13 protein-coding genes and 1 other RNA gene are annotated in these 19,188 nt (G+C 33.6%); 9 read left to right on the plus strand and 5 right to left on the minus strand.

Annotation, left to right across the window (positions count from 1 at the left end; genetic code table 11):
* The first annotated feature begins 93 nt into the window (after positions 1–93).
* From AC5LXI_RS04210 to AC5LXI_RS04230, 5 genes are all read left to right on the plus strand, one after another.
* Complete coding sequence (locus tag AC5LXI_RS04210; RefSeq protein WP_493443654.1) at positions 94–1,038, plus strand: hypothetical protein; 945 nt, start codon at positions 94–96, stop codon at positions 1,036–1,038.
* 107 nt (positions 1,039–1,145) lie between these two features.
* Positions 1,146–2,102 carry a hypothetical protein gene (locus tag AC5LXI_RS04215; protein ID WP_493443655.1) on the plus strand — a complete coding sequence of 319 codons (957 nt, stop codon included), beginning with the start codon at positions 1,146–1,148 and terminating at the stop codon, positions 2,100–2,102.
* A 107-nt stretch (positions 2,103–2,209) separates the two neighbouring features.
* Complete coding sequence (locus tag AC5LXI_RS04220; protein WP_493443656.1) at positions 2,210–3,166, plus strand: hypothetical protein; 957 nt, start codon at positions 2,210–2,212, stop codon at positions 3,164–3,166.
* Between the two features lie 107 nt (positions 3,167–3,273).
* On the plus strand, positions 3,274–4,215 hold the full coding sequence (locus AC5LXI_RS04225) for a hypothetical protein (protein ID WP_493443657.1): 942 nt from the start codon (positions 3,274–3,276) through the stop codon (positions 4,213–4,215).
* Positions 4,216–4,322: 107 nt separating this feature from the next.
* Positions 4,323–5,264 (plus strand): hypothetical protein, encoded by a 942-nt coding sequence (locus AC5LXI_RS04230; RefSeq protein ID WP_493443658.1) that lies wholly within the window; start codon positions 4,323–4,325, stop codon positions 5,262–5,264.
* 315 nt (positions 5,265–5,579) lie between these two features.
* On the opposite strand, the gene AC5LXI_RS04235 is transcribed toward AC5LXI_RS04230, so the two are convergent.
* Positions 5,580–6,050 (minus strand): pyridoxamine 5'-phosphate oxidase family protein, encoded by a 471-nt coding sequence (locus AC5LXI_RS04235; RefSeq protein ID WP_493443659.1) that lies wholly within the window; start codon positions 6,048–6,050, stop codon positions 5,580–5,582.
* A gap of 1,028 nt (positions 6,051–7,078) precedes the next feature.
* On the opposite strand from AC5LXI_RS04235, the gene AC5LXI_RS04240 reads away from it, so the two are divergent.
* Both AC5LXI_RS04240 and AC5LXI_RS04245 read left to right on the plus strand, forming a co-directional pair.
* Positions 7,079–7,897, plus strand: coding sequence for an HAD family hydrolase (locus AC5LXI_RS04240; RefSeq protein WP_493444248.1), 819 nt, complete (start codon positions 7,079–7,081; stop codon positions 7,895–7,897).
* A 56-nt stretch (positions 7,898–7,953) separates the two neighbouring features.
* The gene (locus AC5LXI_RS04245; protein WP_493443660.1) at positions 7,954–10,656 is read left to right on the plus strand and encodes an AAA domain-containing protein; all 2,703 of its coding nucleotides are present in this window, start codon (positions 7,954–7,956) and stop codon (positions 10,654–10,656) included.
* Positions 10,657–11,449: 793 nt separating this feature from the next.
* On the opposite strand, the gene AC5LXI_RS04250 is transcribed toward AC5LXI_RS04245, so the two are convergent.
* From AC5LXI_RS04250 to AC5LXI_RS04265, 4 genes are all read right to left on the minus strand, one after another.
* On the minus strand, positions 11,450–12,700 hold the full coding sequence (locus tag AC5LXI_RS04250; RefSeq protein WP_493443661.1) for an integrase domain-containing protein: 1,251 nt from the start codon (positions 12,698–12,700) through the stop codon (positions 11,450–11,452).
* Positions 12,701–12,883: 183 nt separating this feature from the next.
* Positions 12,884–13,248: a transfer-messenger RNA gene (ssrA, locus tag AC5LXI_RS04255) on the minus strand.
* A gap of 299 nt (positions 13,249–13,547) precedes the next feature.
* A complete protein-coding gene (locus tag AC5LXI_RS04260; RefSeq protein ID WP_065577621.1) occupies positions 13,548–14,936 on the minus strand; it encodes an MFS transporter in 1,389 nt (462 codons plus the stop codon).
* A gap of 144 nt (positions 14,937–15,080) precedes the next feature.
* Complete coding sequence (locus AC5LXI_RS04265; protein WP_493443662.1) at positions 15,081–16,484, minus strand: glycosyl hydrolase family 32; 1,404 nt, start codon at positions 16,482–16,484, stop codon at positions 15,081–15,083.
* A gap of 284 nt (positions 16,485–16,768) precedes the next feature.
* Between AC5LXI_RS04265 and AC5LXI_RS04270 the strand changes: the two genes are divergently transcribed.
* On the plus strand, positions 16,769–17,755 hold the full coding sequence (locus AC5LXI_RS04270; protein ID WP_065577619.1) for a LacI family DNA-binding transcriptional regulator: 987 nt from the start codon (positions 16,769–16,771) through the stop codon (positions 17,753–17,755).
* A 514-nt stretch (positions 17,756–18,269) separates the two neighbouring features.
* Positions 18,270–19,166 (plus strand): DMT family transporter, encoded by an 897-nt coding sequence (locus AC5LXI_RS04275; RefSeq protein ID WP_255518719.1) that lies wholly within the window; start codon positions 18,270–18,272, stop codon positions 19,164–19,166.
* Positions 19,167–19,188 lie beyond the last annotated feature (22 nt).

Raw genomic sequence — 19,188 nt, forward strand, 5'->3', positions numbered from 1 at the left:
AGCGTTTTTATTACTACTTTTAACACAATATTAAATGCAAATGTAATAAAAAATAATTGGATTTTATTTAGTAAATTATGGAGAACAACGAATATGGCCTCTATTAATGAGATTAATAAGTATTATAATAAATACATTATACTGAAAAAAGATCTTAGTATTGCTGAAAAAAATACAATAGATAGTATTGAAACTAAATTAGAGGATATTTATTTAAGAAATAAAGATGATATTTTAGCTGATATATCAATTGAATTTCTTCAAACGATGTATTATTACACTATATTTTATTTTAATAACAAAAAAGAAAAGATCCCTTATTTATATGGTTATATTGTTACATCTGCATTAAGTTTGTTACTTGATTACTATAATATCTATACAATTCAAAATCGTTTTCTCAAAAATCTATCAAGTCAGGGACAAATCTTACTAATGATGTTTGCCTGTAACCGATTTGAGTTAATTGTGCCTTGCTACCCTAAAATTGTTGAAAGTATTCTCAATGGTAATATGAGCCGAAGTTTACCTTGGGGGGGGGATGGTAGACCACCGAGACCACAGCGCTTAGGGGTATTAGCGATTGAAATGATGGCAAGTGAGCATAAACAATCCATTGATTGGGATAATGCAAATATCCCAATTGATCCATTTTATCATCGTTTTTGTCATGAAGCACTATATAGTACCAATGAAAATGAATTGATATACTGGTTAACAAAGCTTTGTGATAATCATTTAGAATGGGTATCACTATTTCTTGATAATGATGAAAAGCAGCCAGCAACTGGTTATGAAATTGATGATGAGATGTTATTTCTTTGGCCGTTTGAATATCAGGCAGTCAAAAATTTTCGAGCTCGTCATGGTCTTTCTACCCCAGAAATCGATCACCCTCTGTTAAAGACACCAATGGCAATTGACCATTTCCCTAATTTTGCAACATGGCAAAAACCAATGTGGTATAACAAAATGGTTGATAAAGTGGTAGAGGTAAATCCAGAGTTAAGCTTTATCCGAGAATTATTTAAATCGTGAAAGTGGCTTCAAAGCGTTTTTTATTGCTACTTCTAACATAATATCAAATGCCAAATGTAATAAAAAATAATTGGATTTCATTTAGTAAATCATGGAGAACAGCGAATATGGCATCTATTAATCAAATCAATAAGTATTATAATAAATACGTTTTTTTGAAAAAAGATATGAATGAATATCAAAAAGCTGAAATTGATATGATTGAATCTGAATTAGAGAATAATTATAAAGAAGATAAAGAAAAAATTCTAAGTTATACATCAACTGATATGTTTCATGTGAAATTTTTTTATTCTATCCTTTATCTAACCTCTAAACAACAAAGGAATCCTTATTTATGTGGTTATATTGCTTCATCAGCATTATATTTGTTACTTGATTATTATAATATCTATCGACATCAAGACTGTTTTCAAAATGATCTATCACGTCAAGGTCAAGTCTTACTAATGATGTTTGCCTGTAATCGATTTGAATTAATTGAACCTTGCTACCCTAAGATTGTTGAAAGTATTCTTAATGGTAATATGAGCCGAAGTTTATCTTGGGGTGGGGATGGTAGAGGTAATGTTGTACCACCGAGACCACAGCGCTTAGGGGTATTAGCGATTGAAATGATGGCAAGTGAGCGTAAACAAAGCATTGATTGGGATGGGGCAAATATCCCAATTGACCTATTTTATCATCGTTTTTGTCAGGAAGCGCTGTATAGCACCGATGAAAATGAGTTGACTGATTGGTTAATCAAGCTTTGTGATAATCATTTAGAATGGATATCACTATTTCTTGATAATGATGAAAAGCAGCCAGCAACTGGTTATGAAATTGATGATATCATGTTATTTCTTTGGCCGTTTGAATATCAGGCAGTCAAAAATTTCCGAGCTCGTCATGGCCTTTCTACCTCAGAAATCGATCATCCTCTGTTAAAGACACCAATGGCAATTGACCATTTGCTGAACTTTGCAACATGGAAAAAACCAATGTGGTATAACAAAATGGTTGATAAAGTGATAGAGGTAAATCCAGAGTTAAGCTTTATCCGAGAATTATTTAAATCGTGAAAGTGGCTTCAAAGCGTTTTTTATTGCTACTTCTAACATAATATCAAATGCCAAATGTAATAAAAAATAATTGGATTTCATTTAGTAAATAATGGAGAACAACGAATATGGCATCTATTAATCAAATAAATAAGTATTATAATAAATACGTTTTTTTGAAAAAAGATATGAATGATTATCAAAAAGCTGAAATTAATAGGATTGAATCGAGATTAGAGAATAATTATAAAAAAAATAAAGAATATATTCTAAGTTATACATCAACTGTTATGTCTCATGTGAAATTTTTTTATTCTATCCTTTATCTAAACTCTAAACAAGAAAGGAATCCTTATTTATGTGGTTATATTGCTTCATCAGCATTATATTTGTTACTTGATTATTATAATATTTATTCGATTCAAGACTGTTTTCAAAATGATCTATCACGTCAAGGTCAAGTCTTACTAATGATGTTTGCCTGTAATCGATTTGAGTTAATCGAACCTTGCTATCCCAAAATTATTGAAGGTATTCTCAACGGTAATATGAGCCGATGTTTATCTTGGGGGGGGGATGGTAGAGGTAATGTTGTACCACCAAAACCACAGCGCTTAGGGGTATTAGCGATTGAAATGATGGCAAGTGAGCGTAAACAAAGCATTGATTGGGATGGGGCAAATATCCCAATTGACCTATTTTATCATCGTTTTTGTCAGGAAGCGCTGTACAGCACCGATGAAAATGAGTTGACTGATTGGTTAATCAAGCTTTGTGATAATCATTTAGAATGGATATCACTGTTTCTTGATAATGATGAAAAGCAGCCAGCAACTGGTTATGAAATTGATGATATCATGTTATTTCTTTGGCCATTTGAATATCAGGCAGTCAAAAATTTTCGAGCTCGTCATGGCCTTTCTACCCCAGAAATCGATCATCCTCTGTTAAAGACACCAATGGCAATTGACCATTTGCCGAACTTTGCAACATGGCAAAAACCAATGTGGTATAACAAAATGGTTGATAAAGTGATAGAGGTAAATCCAGAGTTAAGCTTTATCCGAGAATTATTTAATTCGTGAGAGTGGCCTCAAAGCGTTTTTTATTGCTACTTCTAACATAATATCAAATGCCAAATGTAATAAAAAATAATTGGATTTCATTTAGTAAATTATGGAGAACAACGAATATGGCATCTATTAATGAGATTAATAAGTACTATAATAAATATGTTTTTTTGAAAAAAGATCTGAATGATTATCACAAAGCTGAAACTAATAGGATTGAATCTGGATTAGAGGATAATTATAAACAAAATAAAGAAAAGATTCTAAGCTATACATCAACTGATATGACTCATGTGATATTTTTTTATTCTATCCTTTATCTAAACTCTAAACAAGAAAGGGATCCTTATTTATGTGGTTATATTGCTTCATCAGCATTACAATTGTTACTTGATTATTATAATATTTATTCGATTCAAGACTGTTTTCAAAATGATCTATCACATCAAGGTCAAATCTTACTAATGATGTTTGCCTGTAATCGATTTGAGTTAATTGAACCTTGCTATCCCAAAATTATTGAAGGTATTCTTAACGGTAATATGTGCCGAAGTTTACGTAGAGGTAGTGTTGTACCACCAAAACCACAGCGCTTAGGGGTATTAGCGATTGAAATGATGGCAAGTGAGCGTAAACAAAGCATTGATTGGGATAATGTAAATATTCCTGTCGACCCATTTTATCATCGTTTTTGTCAGGAAGCACTGTACAGTACTAATGAAAATGAATTGATATACTGGTTAACAAAGCTTTGTGATAATCATTTAGAATGGGTATCACTATTTCTTGATAATGATGAAAAGCAGCCAGCAACAGGTTATGAAATTGATGAAGATATATTATTTCTTTGGCCGTTTGAATATCAGGCAGTCAAAAATTTTCGAGTTCGTCATGGTTTATCTACCCCAGAAATCGATCACCCTTTGTTAAAGACACCAATGGCAATTGACCATTTCCCTAATTTTGCAACATGGCAAAAACCAATGTGGTATAACAAAATGGTTGATAAAGTGGTAGAGGTAAATCCAGAGTTAAGCTTTATTCGAGAATTATTTAAATCGTGAAAGTGGCTTCAAAGCGTTTTTTATTGCTACTTCTAACATAATATCAAATGCCAAATGTAATAAAAAATAATTGGATTTCATTTAGTAAATCATGGAGAACAGCGAATATGGCATCTATTAATCAAATCAATAAGTATTATAATAAATACGTTTTTTTGAAAAAAGATATGAATGAATATCAAAAAGCTGAAATTGATATGATTGAATCTGGATTAGAGGATATTTATAAAGAAGATAAAGAAAATATTCTAAGTTATACATCAACTGATATGTCTCATGTGAAATTTTTTTATTCTATCCTTTATCTAACCTCTAAACAAGAAAGGGATCCTTATTTATGTGGTTATATTGCTTCATCAGCATTATATTTGTTACTTGATTATTATAATATTTATTCGATTCAAGACTGTTTTCAAAATGATCTATCACGTCAAGGTCAAGTCTTACTAATGATGTTTGCCTGTAATCGATTTGAGTTAATCGAACCTTGCTATCCCAAAATTATTGAAGGTATTCTCAACGGTAATATGAGCCGAAGTTTACGTAGAGGTAGTGTTGTACCACCAAAACCACAGCGCTTAGGGGTATTAGCGATTGAAATGATGGCAAGTGAGCGTAAACAAAGCATTGATTGGGATGGGGCAAATATCCCAATTGACCTATTTTATCATCGTTTTTGTCAGGAAGCGCTGTACAGCACCGATGAAAATGAGTTGACTGATTGGTTAATCAAGCTTTGTGATAATCATTTAGAATGGATATCACTGTTTCTTGATAATGATGAAAAGCAGCCAGCAACTGGTTATGAAATTGATGATATCATGTTATTTCTTTGGCCATTTGAATATCAGGCAGTCAAAAATTTCCGAGCTCGTCATGGCCTTTCTACCCCAGAAATCGATCACCCGCTGTTAAAGACACCAATGGCAATTGACCATTTGCCGAACTTTGCAACATGGCAAAAACCAATGTGGTATAACAAAATGGTTGATAAAGTGATAGAGGTAAATCCAGAGTTAAGCTTTATCCGAGAATTATTTAATTCGTGAGAGTGGCTAGATCTGTATTCAGCCAGCGAAATCTTAACAAAAGTATTAAAAAACTTGTAAATACTGGATTTCTATTTTATTAAAATTGTTTATATATCTAAATGAAAAGTGACCTATAAAATTGAGTATTTATAACTAGCTATTTACTATTGTATATTCAACATATGCACCAAATAAATTACGAGTCTTTAACCTATTTTGTGTTATTTTCTTATTACTAATAACTGATAACTAGATGATTAAAAATTAGTTTATAAGTATTGTTATTTTAAGTTTTCTATATCATTTTTACCAAAATGATATAGTCATCATAATTTAATGTTTTTTAGCTGTATAAGCTTGTACTTCAATTTTTATGACGCTAATTGGTCTAACATCGCCTTCGGTAAAAGAGAAAGTTTTATTAGGATCAAATTTATTCATCATTATTTTTAACGCCGCTATTTTTGCGGTGGGTTCTTCAATAAAGGTTGCATATCCATTGCCGATAACACTGGCATAATTGAAGGAATATTTGCAGGCTTTTTCATTAGTAATTAACTGGTGCCCTGTATCTAACTCAAAGCTAAGTAAAGGATTTTGTCTGAGTAGTTCAACTTTAGTACCAACTTTTGCGCCATGAATATAAAAAATAAGTTGATTATTTGTTGTTAGTTCATAACAAAAATTGACAGGAACAATATACGGAAAATCGCCATTATTCATCGCTAAACGAATAACATCAGTATGCTCTAAAATATCGATCACTTGATCAAGATTAGTTATTTCTCTATCTTTGCGTCTCATAAATATCCTTTTTTATGTCATAGATAATTTAGTATAAAGTAACAATAGCGCTAACTCATTAATACGTTTGCTATTATTGTTAGGTCTTATATTAAATCTAAATTGAAATTTTCACAAAATTTTAAACCATGCTAAAACTTCAGTTAAGCAGTAAATATTATTTTTAATGACTTAATTTATTTTATATTAGTCGATATATAACTTCACCTTTAAATAAACCATGGTTTTATTGTTTGGTTAAATGTGTTTTTAAAGGAATTAAAAGAAAATTACTAAATAGTGGATGACAGGATCTGTAGATCGTTATCGATTTTGTAATTACTCAATTATAAAGAAAATATGTTATTTTTTCGTTGTCTAATTTTAGCGTCAATGAGAGGAGTTAGTTGAACTGATTTTTGGGGTTGATAAAAGATGATTTACAAAATACAGTATTATAGTTTATTTGTGGTAAATTTAAATTAGTTGTTTATTTCCATGGCTAAAACCCTCGAATATATATTGTTTTTCGATTAAATAATATTGAAGAAATACCTTAATTTGTGATTTAGATCACAGAAACAGATCAATACCTCTAGATTTTTACTATGTAGCTTAATTTTTGCGAGCAGTATCGCAAAATTCCTGTATATTATTTATATTGTTTAGCATGAAAATGTAGTTCATGACTACAACTTTAAACACTATTGCATAGCAATAGAAATCAAAATCACTCATGTTAAATGCCAAATATCAGGTGGATCTTTGGTGATTCATAATAGTCTAGCCCGTTGTACTATTTATTATTACTTATGTGATAAAAGGTGGCAGAGGCGAAAAAAGTAGCTTTAAGTAGCTTGTAGCTGTTGTGCAAAATGGTGGTGAAATCATGGAGAAACTAGACTAGGATGTTATAGGAAACAGTTTTTCTTATCTAAAATCAAAGAAAATTATTTGCCAGATAATAATGATAATTATACAGAGTCACATTATAGGAAAATTATAGCCTTATTATTGAATGTAAAGCATTATATAGGGATTAGTAAATGATTAAGTGTGCATTAATTTATGATTTCGATGGAACGTTAGCCGAAGGCGATTGCGCTCAGCATGGACTTATGCCTGCATTAGGTATTACTGATATAGCAAGCTTTTGGGCTGAAGTGAAACAACGTGCCATACAAGATGATGGTGATGAAATACTCGCTTATCTTGGACTCTTAGCAGAAAAAGCCAATCAACTTGGTTCTGATGAATTAAGTGAAGATAATTTAAAAAAACATGGTAAATCAATTCCTCTTTTTCCCGGTGTTAATACTTGGTTCGAGCGTATTAATCAATATGCAACGGCTAATGAGATAGAACTACACCATTACATTATTTCAAGTGGTTTAGATGCGATGATCCGTGGTACAGAAATTGGTCATCAATTTAACCAAATTTACGCCTGTAAATATCATTATTCCTCGAATGGAAAACAAGTTATTTGGCCAGCGCAAGCGATAAACTATACAACCAAAACCCAATTTTTATTTCGAATTAACAAAGGCATCTTAAATTCCTGGGACAATACTGAAGTTAATAAATTTATTGAGTTAGAAGAACGAGATATTCCTTTTGAACGAATGATCTATTTTGGTGATGGTGATACCGATATCCCTTCAATGAAAATGGTTAGATACCAAGGCGGGTTTTCATTGGCGGTGTTTGATGAGCAAAGATGGAAGGAACAACGTACACAAGAAAAAGTTGAAAAACTTATTGCTGAAGAACGAGCTAATTATGTTGTTCCTGCTAATTATCAGCAAGGTAGCCAGCTAGAAGTTACAGTAAGAGGTTTACTGCAATTGTTCAAACGTAAGCAATAAGATTAAACGATTTTCTTCTTAATGGAATATATTCCCTATTAAAAGGACTGAAAGTAATGATTTCTATCTATATGAATGGCGAAAATAAAACCAAGCAAATCAGCGACTGGTCTCTCTACTATGATAATAAAGATCAAGAACTCAAACTCACTAGCCATTTTCCTTCTGGCAAAAAATATACTCAGCCACTATCACAATGCCAAGTGAATCCATTTGAGCAAATAAAGGGAAATCTTCTTATTGTTAAGGATAAACCGAAAATAGATTGGATTGAAAAAGCTGAAAGTTATGGGCGAAAGTATACTGTTGTCTATTATCCTAACAATTCTCGCCCCTACGTTATGCTTAGTGAGAATATTCAGATTGTATCTAAGAGCAATCTTAAAAATGAAGATATTTTTCAATACCTTACACAAGTAGCGCAAGCTCGTATTGAACATGCCGATGAGCACAATAAAGGTATTGCCGAAAATGTGTTACGACAACTGGATAAAATCACTCCCCATCCTGATACGGTGCTCCATGCTTATTGCAGTGTAACAAACCAAAAACGCCAGCCTCCTCAACATCTTATTTATCCTTTTGGAATTAATGAAAGTCAGTTAAAAGCAGTAAAACAAGCTTTCGCTTCACAAATCAGTATTATTGAAGGCCCGCCTGGAACCGGCAAAACCCAAACTATTTTAAATATTGTGGCGAATATTTTGATAAATAATCGCACGGTTGCGATTTTATCCAATAACAATTCTGCGGTAGAAAATGTCTATGAAAAATTAGCTAAAGATCAGCTTGATTATCTGGTTGCTAAATTAGGCAGTAGTGATAAACGAAAAAACTTCTTTGGCGGTGAACTAGAACTGAGTCTTGAAAAACAAGAGCAAACAATAACTTTACAAAGAATAAGCGAGCTTTCAAATACATTAGTCGAACATCTCCAAGCACAGAATCAAGTTGCTTTCTTGCAAGCGCAAATTGACGAATTGACTATTGAAAAGGGGTATTTACAACAGAGCCAAAGTGAAAACTTATCGTTTGACCCGCAGCAACTAAGTAAATATCAGTTTTCCAAAGAGAAAATTACCGATTTATTGGCTTATTTACATTACCTTGATCAACGTCGGATTACATTTAAAGACCGCATACAACTTCTGCTTAATTTTAAGATAATACGCACAAAATTCATTAGTAATTGGCAAAAGCGCCAAACAATTTTTAATCTTTTACAGTTGGCTTATTATGATCAGCAATTGAATGAAAAAAACAGCCTACTTAAACGGTATCAAGAGCGACTTGAACAAAATCAATTTCACTCGTTATTGGCTGATTTAACCCGTTTTTCAATGCAATATTTGAAAGCACATCTTTCACAAACCATCGACCATAAAGTGACCTTTACCGACAAAGACTATCAACAACGTTTTAGTGAATTTACTAAACGTTTTCCAATTATAGGTAGTAGTACTCATTCCATTATCAACTCTTTGGGTCAAGGTGCCTTAATAGACTACTTAATTATTGATGAAGCTTCACAGCAAGATATTATTCCCGGTATTCTAGGTTTGGGGTGTGCCAAGAATGTGATTATTGTCGGCGATCGTAAACAGCTACCTCATGTACCTACCAAACTTGATATCAAACCACCTCATGAATATTATGATTGTGAAAAATATAGTCTACTTGACTCTTTTATTGGCTTATTTCAAGACAAAATCCCCATCACTTTACTGAAAGAGCACTATCGTTGTCATCCGAAAATCATTCAGTTTTGTAATAAGCAATTTTACAATGATCAGCTTATTCCGATGACCAAAGATAATGGAGAACAAGCACTTACATTAATTGTTACTGCACCGGGTAATCACACAAGAAATTTAACAAATTTGCGAGAACTTGACTCTCTCAATAAAGTAGGTTGGCAAGATTTTACAGAAGAAAATACCGGTTTTATCGCGCCCTACAATAACCAAATTGATTTATCGCAAGAACATTTACCATCTGGTATTATCAAAGCTACAACGCATAAATTTCAAGGTAGAGAGTGTGATAATATTATCTTTTCTACTGTATTGGATAAAAAGCTCAGCAGCCAACAGCTGCTCAATTTTGTTGATGATCCCCATTTAATTAACGTAGCGGTTTCGCGGGCTAAAAATAGGTTTATGCTTGTCACGGGTAATGATGTCTTCACTAAAAATAACCAGAGTATTGCCGCCTTAATTCGTTATATTAACTATTACGCGCATAACGATCATATTTACCAAAGTCCGGTTATTTCGGCTTTTGATTTACTTTATCAAGATTACGATAAGTCGTTAGAGGCACTTAACTCACGGTTAAGAAAAAATGACTCAAAATATAAATCCGAACAGATTATAGCCCAATTACTGCGTGATATATTGAAAGAAAGTACTTATCAAACCATGTTATATCATAAACAAGTTCTTTTAGAACAGCTGGTTTCAAAAAACAACAACAGCTTTACCGAGCTTGAACTTGAATATATGCACCATAAAGCCAGTTGTGACTTTGTCCTCTATTTCAAAACCGGTAAATACCCTATAGCAGTAATTGAAGTGGATGGTGATGATCACAGTAAACCAGAACAGAGAAAACGAGATCAGCTAAAGAATGCCATTCTTGATAAAGCTGGTGTGCCTTTATTACGACTTAAAACTATTGAAAGTCAAATAGAAGATAAAATAAAGCAGTTTCTAAGTCAAAGTATGGTGGTTGAAAGAGAGAAATTTACGGGGTATTAGAGCTGGATAGCGAATCGATTTTAAATGGATTTTGAGGTTTTTCATCTTATATGATTACTTATAAAACCTCTTCAATAAAACACTAAATGGAACAGGAGATATTCGATGAATATTTGGTCAAAGGTATTCCCTCATATTATTCAATACTATATAGAAAATATTTTAATTTAAATATAGCCATCAATGTTTAGCTAAAAATTAAATCATTTCTTTGTTATCTAATTAAAGTATAAAATCTTTTTGCTAAAAATTTAATTTTATCATTTAGGTTCTTCATAGATTTAATTGCTATCTTAGCCTGAAGTAAAACTGGAAAGATAGATATAGTGAAACTCTGTCTCCATAAAATATCCCAAATCTTTCATAAAATTGTCAGGATTATCGACAAGCTCAAATAAAGATATCAAAGGAAACTTATCCATTATATCGTTAATGAAATTTGAATCTTCATCAAGATACATGCAATATCTATAATGTTGATATAAATCATATTGTTATACATGTGATCTAAAAAGCATAGATGTATGTATAGTAATGAATACTTATGAACACTTAAAAAATAAGTATATAATATATTAATATATATCAAGTTTTTTGCATTTATGTATAGTTATCTGATAAATTCTAAATTAATGGGAGGGAATTAAATAAGCAAAGTATAGGAGCATATTCCCCCATTAGGGCAGAATCTAGGAATGCATAATAATAAATTATAGGTAACTCAAATTTGAGTGACGGGTTTTATCAATGGAGAGAGCGTAACTCAAATATGGGTTACGGCATTTAGATAGGGTTAATGATTAACTAGCTTTAAATTGTGATTACCTGACAATGAGACATTCCCTTTACTGGCTTGCTCGACAAAGTCGCCCCACCAGTCTAACATTATCCTTCGTTGTTCCAAATAAGTGGCTCTGTTATAAGCCCGTCTAACGCTATTACTATCAACATGAGCAAGCGCGGCTTCAATAACATTAGGGTCAAAGCCTTGCTCGTTTAATATTGTGCTCGCTAAAGCTCTTAATCCATGCGCCACTAACTTATCTTTATATCCCATTCGTTTAATTGCCATATTCGCTGTTTGGCTATTCATGGGAGTGGAAAAGGGAGGTTTTAGACTTGGGAAAATGTGTTCCCTGTGACCGCTTATAGGTTTCATGATTGATAGAAGTGCCATAGCTTGCTTATTAAGAGTGATAGTATGTTCTCTTCTCATCTTCATTTTTTCAGCAGGAATTACCCACAAGCAATTATTAAAGTCAATTTCCTGCCATTTCACCCCTACAGCTTCATTAGGTCGGGTCATTGTTAATAGTTGCCATTCAATTAAGCAACGCGTCTGTAATTCAATTCTAGCCATAGCAAGAGCCTGCATAAATTCAGGTAGATCTTGTGCTTTGATTGTTGGCATTTGTCCTTTTGTAGGGCTTTCAAATGCATCTTTAATCTTGACGGCTGGGTTAGCCTCGATTAAGCCTATATTCACAGCATAAAACATGATTTCATTAATGCGTTGGCAAAGCCTTTTAATCGTTTCTAATTTGCCATTTGCTCTTAATGGCTCCATAACTTTTATGAAGTCCTTTGCCTTTAATTTGAAGATGGAACTATTCCCGATGTAAGGAAAAATATGTAACTCTAATGAGTTCCAAGTACCTTTTAATGTAACTTCAGTTAGTCCTTTACTGCTCTTAACTTTGAACCAGTCAGTAGCTACCTTTTTAAATGTACTGGTTATTTCGTCTTGCTTGCGCCGTTCTAGTTCTGCTTTATGTTCTTGAGGATCTCTGCCTTGTTTAATTAATTCGCGCGCTTCGTCCCGTTGTTTTCGCGCTTGCTGTAGTGAAACTTCGGGATAACTGCCAAAACTTATTAATGCCCCTTTTTTGGTATACGGGCGCGTATACTTAAAACGCCAAATCTTAGAGTTATTCGCTTTGATTAAAAGATACATACCGCCACCATCAAATAAAGAATAATCCTTATCTCTTGGTTTGGCTGCTTTTATTTGTGTGTCGGTTAATGGTAGAGTCTTTCTTGCCATAATGATTTTAGGTATACGGGTTTTAGGTATATTGCATTCGTATACTTAAGCATATACCTAAAAATTCTGGTTGTAAATGTATCTTACTGATGCTTAATGAATAACAAAATAGGCTTTAAGCCTTGTATTTGTTAGTTTTGATGTGTTTTAAAGGATTTAAAAGAATGTTACTGAATAGTGAATTGGTGGAGCTGGCGGGAGTTGAACCCGCGTCCGAAATCTCTACATCCTTGGTACTACATGCGTAGTTTGTCTTTGAATTTCGCTTACCTGCTGCGGACAAACACGCCACTGATAAACTAGCTTGATTAAATTTAATGCTTCCGCCCCAAGCAAGGCTTCCACACGATCTCGTTTAGGTTTGACTCCTCTTGATCCCCGTCCTACGAGCGGAGGCTAGGGAGAGAAGGCTCTATACAGGTTATTAAGCTGCTAGTGCGTAGTTTTCGTCGTTTGCGACTATTTTTTTGCGGTTTATTTACGAGGCCTACCGCACCTCGGCATGCACCTTGGGTTTCGCAAATCCCGTCGAATCCAGAATCAGCCCCAATTGTGGTTGGTATTTATAGAAAATATTGGGGCATTATAGGTGAATTCAAGCTGTAAAACAAGTTAACTTATTTTACAACTTGATTTGTTTCTTGTCGGTTTTGCATATTTTAAAGCAACTATAAGAATATCAATGAGATGTTTTAGTTTTTATGCGGATTGTTAATGGCTAATATTGTCGCATATATTGCAGTAAATAGTGGCAATTGAAGATTTATTCGAATTTGCGCAGTTATTACAGTAGATTAATCAAAGAGAGGGAGTAATAATAAAGTTATCAATCCCTCAGATTTATTAGTTAATAGACATTGTGCGTTCTTTGCGCGAGATCTTTGATGATGTCAGGATAAATTTTTTCTAAAGTATAAAAACGTAATAATAGAATAGTGATAGCACTCAATACTAACGGGGAATAGATAAATAAAACTTGTAAAGTAGTTAGTACACTTTCAGGTTGATTAGTAACATTAGTGGCAATATAGCCGGCCATACCTAAAACCCAGCCAATACCACCGGAAGCAATACCACTGCCTAATATGGCACTAAAACTTCCGCCACTGTAGACTAAACCATCGTTTCTAATGCCAAATTTCCATTCACCGTAATCAATGGTGTTGGCTAACATGGAATACGCATTTCCCATAATCGGTGCGAAACCGGCTCCGCGTAAAATAGTGCCAATTATAGCAACATAAGTATCATGCGGAGCAATTGCCATAATAACGCTACCTAAAATAATGGTTGCCATACCGACAATAATAAAGGTTAAACGACTCATGATTTTTAAGATATAAGCGGAACACATCAAAACCATCACTAACGGTAAGGCAAAAGCCATATTGATTAAACCAATGAGTTGACTGTCAGCCAAAAGATATTTTGCATAATAGACACCCACCCCATTGATTAGTCCTAAAATACTGAAACTGACTAACATGGTGAAAAACATAGTTACCCAATACTTATTTGCTAGCAGGGTTTTTAATGACACACCAAGTGATGGCGCATTATATTTGAATTGATTAATCGGTTTAATACGTTCTTTAGTATTAAAAAAAGTATAAAAAAAGGTAAGAATTAAAATTGCTGCATAAATTATCATGGTTAACTGCCAACCGCGTTCACCTCCACCAAAAAAATCGACCATAGGCAGTGTGATATAGGGAATGATCAGCATACTTGCAAAATAGCACAGCATACGATAAGTATTTAAACGACTACGTTGATAAGAGTTTTGTGTCATTAATGCAGCTAGCGTACCATAAGGAATATTACTTGAAGTATAAATAATCCAATGGATGTTAAGTGTAATGGCGGCGAAAATTAGTAATGCAAACTCACTCCAATTTTCTGGTGCACTAAATACCATTATCAATGATAAACCAAACGGAATTGTTGACCATAAGATCCAAGCCCGAGCTTTACCATGTTTACTTTTTGTTCTATCAACAATAAAACCCATAACGACATTAATTACAGCATCAAAAACACGTGAAAATAGTAGCACAGCTCCAAGTAAAGTCGCTGAAACGCCTACAATATCGGTATAATAGTAAAGTGCAAAAGTTCCCACAGTCACACCCGAGAACCCCGTTGCAAAGTCACCAAGTCCATAGGCAAGTTTTTCTTTAAATGAGATGTCTTGGTCAGCCTGTTGACCATTATTATCAATTACTGTTGTATTCATTATGATATCTCCAGAGAAGTTTCCATGTTTAGATTACTGATGATAGTCGCCTATCTAAACCAAGGCTTTGATCACAACTAGCCGATAAAAGCCTTGATAATGGTGATCATCTAACTTGCTAGTTAAACGGTCTGATAAGTGCGATTACCATTTTTCTGGAAAACATCCTTCATTTGAAAAAGTATTATTTTTACAGGTTACTGTTCCATCACTGACAGCGATTGCTAAGCCACTACCTAATTGATCATAACCACGGACATTGAGTGCAGTGCCATCAATGTATAAAGTAAATAGCGTATCATCGGCAATGATCTGTAAGTCATATTCGCGATCAGCTTGAAGATGAATAGGACGCTCTAAACCTTTATTCATTACCCGATACCAAGGGTAACAAGGAGTTTTATCAAAAGTTAAACGGTTATCAACCAGTGAAAAAATAAAGTCATAGGATTCGCCAGTATGTTTATCTTTCATTAAACGAATTGAAAAATCACGAGTATCCTTACTAAATTTTAGCGTTGTAGAAAAACGGAAGGTTTTATCGGTATTTTCAATTAATAACTGTTCTTTGCGTGCATAAGGTGATGAGAGGGTAAAGTCATCAATTTTTTTCGGATGAGTAAAGCAGTTCCACAAACTGTCAACTACTTTTACCCCAAGGGTATGATCCGCTTTTTGATAAACTTCATGAGGAACAAAAGTACCCGCCCATTGGAAATTTTTTAAATCATCATTGTCTTCTTTGGTTGGAACCCAACCGAACAGGATACGGCGTTTACCGTCAAAGGCGGTTCTCGCGGCATAATAAGCACGACCGTCAAAGGCATCATCTTTAGGGGTAATCCATGGACCTTCTAAAGATTGGCTCATGACGTAGCGAGTTTTACTTTGATCGCTATATTCGGTATAAACTAAATACCACCAATCGCCAATTTTGAATAAGTCAGGCATTTCAATCATGGTGTATTTACCGGCTACCCAAAAATCGCCTTGGAATTGCCAATTTTTAAGATCTTTTGAAGTGAATGCCACCACTCGACCTGATTGTTCCGTTTTCGGGCCTTGTAATCTCGCGCCTAATATCAATAAATATTCTTGTTTTTCATCATTCCAAATTACCCATGGATCTCGCCAATCGCTAATGTCATAACCTGGTTGGGGAGTTAGAGTTATCAGTTCTGAGGATTTATGCCATGTTTTAAAATCGTCACTCCAGGCATGTAACAAGACTTGTGAGGTTTTTCCCTCTTTTTCCCAATTACGATTGTAACCAGTGTAAAAAGCGTGTCCTTTACCTTTTGCTTCAAACACACAGCCAGCATAGATAAACTGATCAACATCTTGTTCACCACCTTTCTTAATCGAATCGCCTAAATTTTGATAATTAACAAAATCAGTGGTAGTCGCCAGTGACCAACCAAAAGGTTCACCGAAAGGGCAAGGATTGCGATTGTCACGTTGATCATAAAGATAGAAAACGCCATTCTTGCCAAATGGCATAATATCGCCAACCCAATAACCTTTTGGTTGATAATGTAATTTTTGCATTTTTTTACTCCTTTTTTAGGTGTGAGGAAATGACATTGCGTTGTCATTTAATACTGAAACAATTTATTTCATTTCATGTCAACCGCGTTCATATGTCAACCGCGACCACAATTAAAATGCTAAATTTGTGAGGGACATCACTTATTCGAAAGTGAATTTGTGATCAATGTCACTAAAATATTGGCTGACAAAGAGGTAAAGCAATTCAATTACAATGATTTACCTCATAACAAAAAGCTTTATAATTATCAGCGAATAATATTAATAATGATTAAAGGATGATTATGAAACTAAGTAGAGATGATGTGGCTAAGTTAGCAGGGGTTTCTCCAACCACGGTTTCTCGAGTATTAAATAATCGTGGCTATATTAGCGCAACAACTCGTCAACGTGTTCAAGAAGCGATGGAAACCTTGGGCTACTATCCCAACGAATTAGCCCGTTCATTATCAAATAATAAAAGTAATTTGATTGGTTTAATTTTTCCCAGTTTAACTAATCCCTTTCAAATGGAATTAATCAGTTATTTAGAAAGAATATTATCTCGTCAAGGTTATAAAATATTAATTTGCAATAGCCATCATAACCAAGAAGAGGAAAAGAATTTTTTATCTATGCTGAGGCGTCATCAGGTTGAAGGGGTAATTGTTAACTCCATGAATGAAAATTTAGCTGATTACCTAATCCCAGATCTCAATATCGTATCGATAGATCGTAAAATTAATGAAACGATACCGGTTATTTCTTGTGACAACTACGCTGGGGGATATCTGGCTAGTCAACATTTGATCAATCAGGGTTGTAAAAAGATTCTGTATATTGGTTCGATTACCAATGATAAACATGTTGATATGGATGCTAACAAGCGCTATCAAGCTTATAAAGATAGCATTAAAGTTGCCGGACTTAAGCCAATCACACTTGATATGGATTTTTCAATTAGTTATCAAGAAAAATATCAGTTAATCAAACAACGTTTACAGTCGCAATCTATTGATGGGGTACTTGCTGATGATTCCTCAGCCATCGCGACAATTAATGCCGCAAGAGACTGTAAATTATTTTTACCTTCACAATTAAAAGTAGTGGGATTTGATGGTGCAGAATTAACGCTACAACATATGCCATTTTTGACGACAATCCGTCAACCAATTTTACAAATTGCCCAAAATGCAGTTTCGATATTGTTAGCAATGATTAATGGTGAACCCTATCAGAGTATAACCAATTTACCCATTAGCTTGTATCAAGGGTACGACAATTGCATTTAAGTAATTTACTCGCTAAAAAATGGTATTTGGGTTATTTAATCTGGGGGAGATCTGATAAAAATGAAAAAAAATTGAAAATTAAATCATTATAAATCAAACAAATAATAAATTTTTTAGAAAAATATGAATTTTTTTTTAAATCAGTTGGAACTTTTTGTGATTTAGTCTGTCTATATATTCAGATTACGTTAATTCATTTTTTTGCCCTCCACTCAATTCGTTGAGTGGATTTTTTTTATCTACAATTCTAGTTAGATCTCAAACACCTTGCAATATCCGCACTCTTATACTGCACCATACCACGGATAAAATAATTGCTATATCAAACTTATTGAACAATAATTAACAGTAAGTTAACATCTAGCGATTTTCATTATTCTAATAAATCCTGTTATTTTTATTTTTATCAAGCCTTTTATCTATTCTCAATTTATTTGGTATATTTAGTCTGGTAACTAAATAATAAGGTAATGGATGGTGCTTAAATACTAATAAGTGAGCAGAGAGAATTTTTATGTTATTTTCATCAAGGACAAAAGGCCACCTAATCGCACTGATGACAGTGTTTATTTGGGGGATCACTTATATTGCCACCAAAGTTTTACTGACAGATTTTAAACCGATTGAAATTCTCTTTTTCCGATTTACCTTAGGCTATGCCACGCTTTGGTTGTTAGCGCCTCGCTTTTTTGCTTGGCAAGGGATTAAACAAGAGTTGATGTTTCTTGGCGCTGGATTTTGTGGTGTCACTTGTTATTTTCTTTGTGAAAATATTGCTTTAACCTATACTACCGCATCAAATGTTGGTGTGATCACCACACTAGCTCCAGTCTTTACTGCTATATTGGCTATCTTCTTTCTTAAGGCCGAAAAACCAGCGAAAGTGTTTTATATTGGCTGTCTATTCGGCATGATAGGTATAGCCTTAATTAGCTTCAATGGGCAGTTTGTATTATCGGTTAATCCGCTTGGTGATTTATTGGCGGTGTTTGCTTGCCTATTTTGGGCCTGTTATTCAATTTTAACTAAAAAAAGTAGTAACTATGGTTACAATATTATTTTGTTGACGCGAAGATTCTTTTTTTACGGTCTAATGTTTATGTTACCGGCACTGTATTTATTTAATTTTGAATGGAATTTTTCGAGATTTGAACAACCAATAAACTTAATAAATATCTTATTTTTAGGCGTCGGTGCTTCAGCTATCTGCTTTGCCTCTTGGAACTATGCGGTAAAATTAGTGGGTGCGGTCAAAATTAGCATCTATATCTATTTAGTGCCAATTTTGACAATTATTAATGCAGTATTAATTTTAGATGAACCTTTTACTTGGATTGCAGCAATAGGTACCTTATTTACACTTGGCGGCGTATTCTTATCAGAAGGGAAAATCAAATTTAAAAAGCATTAATATTTTATAATTTTTATTAATG

Source organism: Gilliamella sp. LMG 34361 (assembly GCF_984569075.1).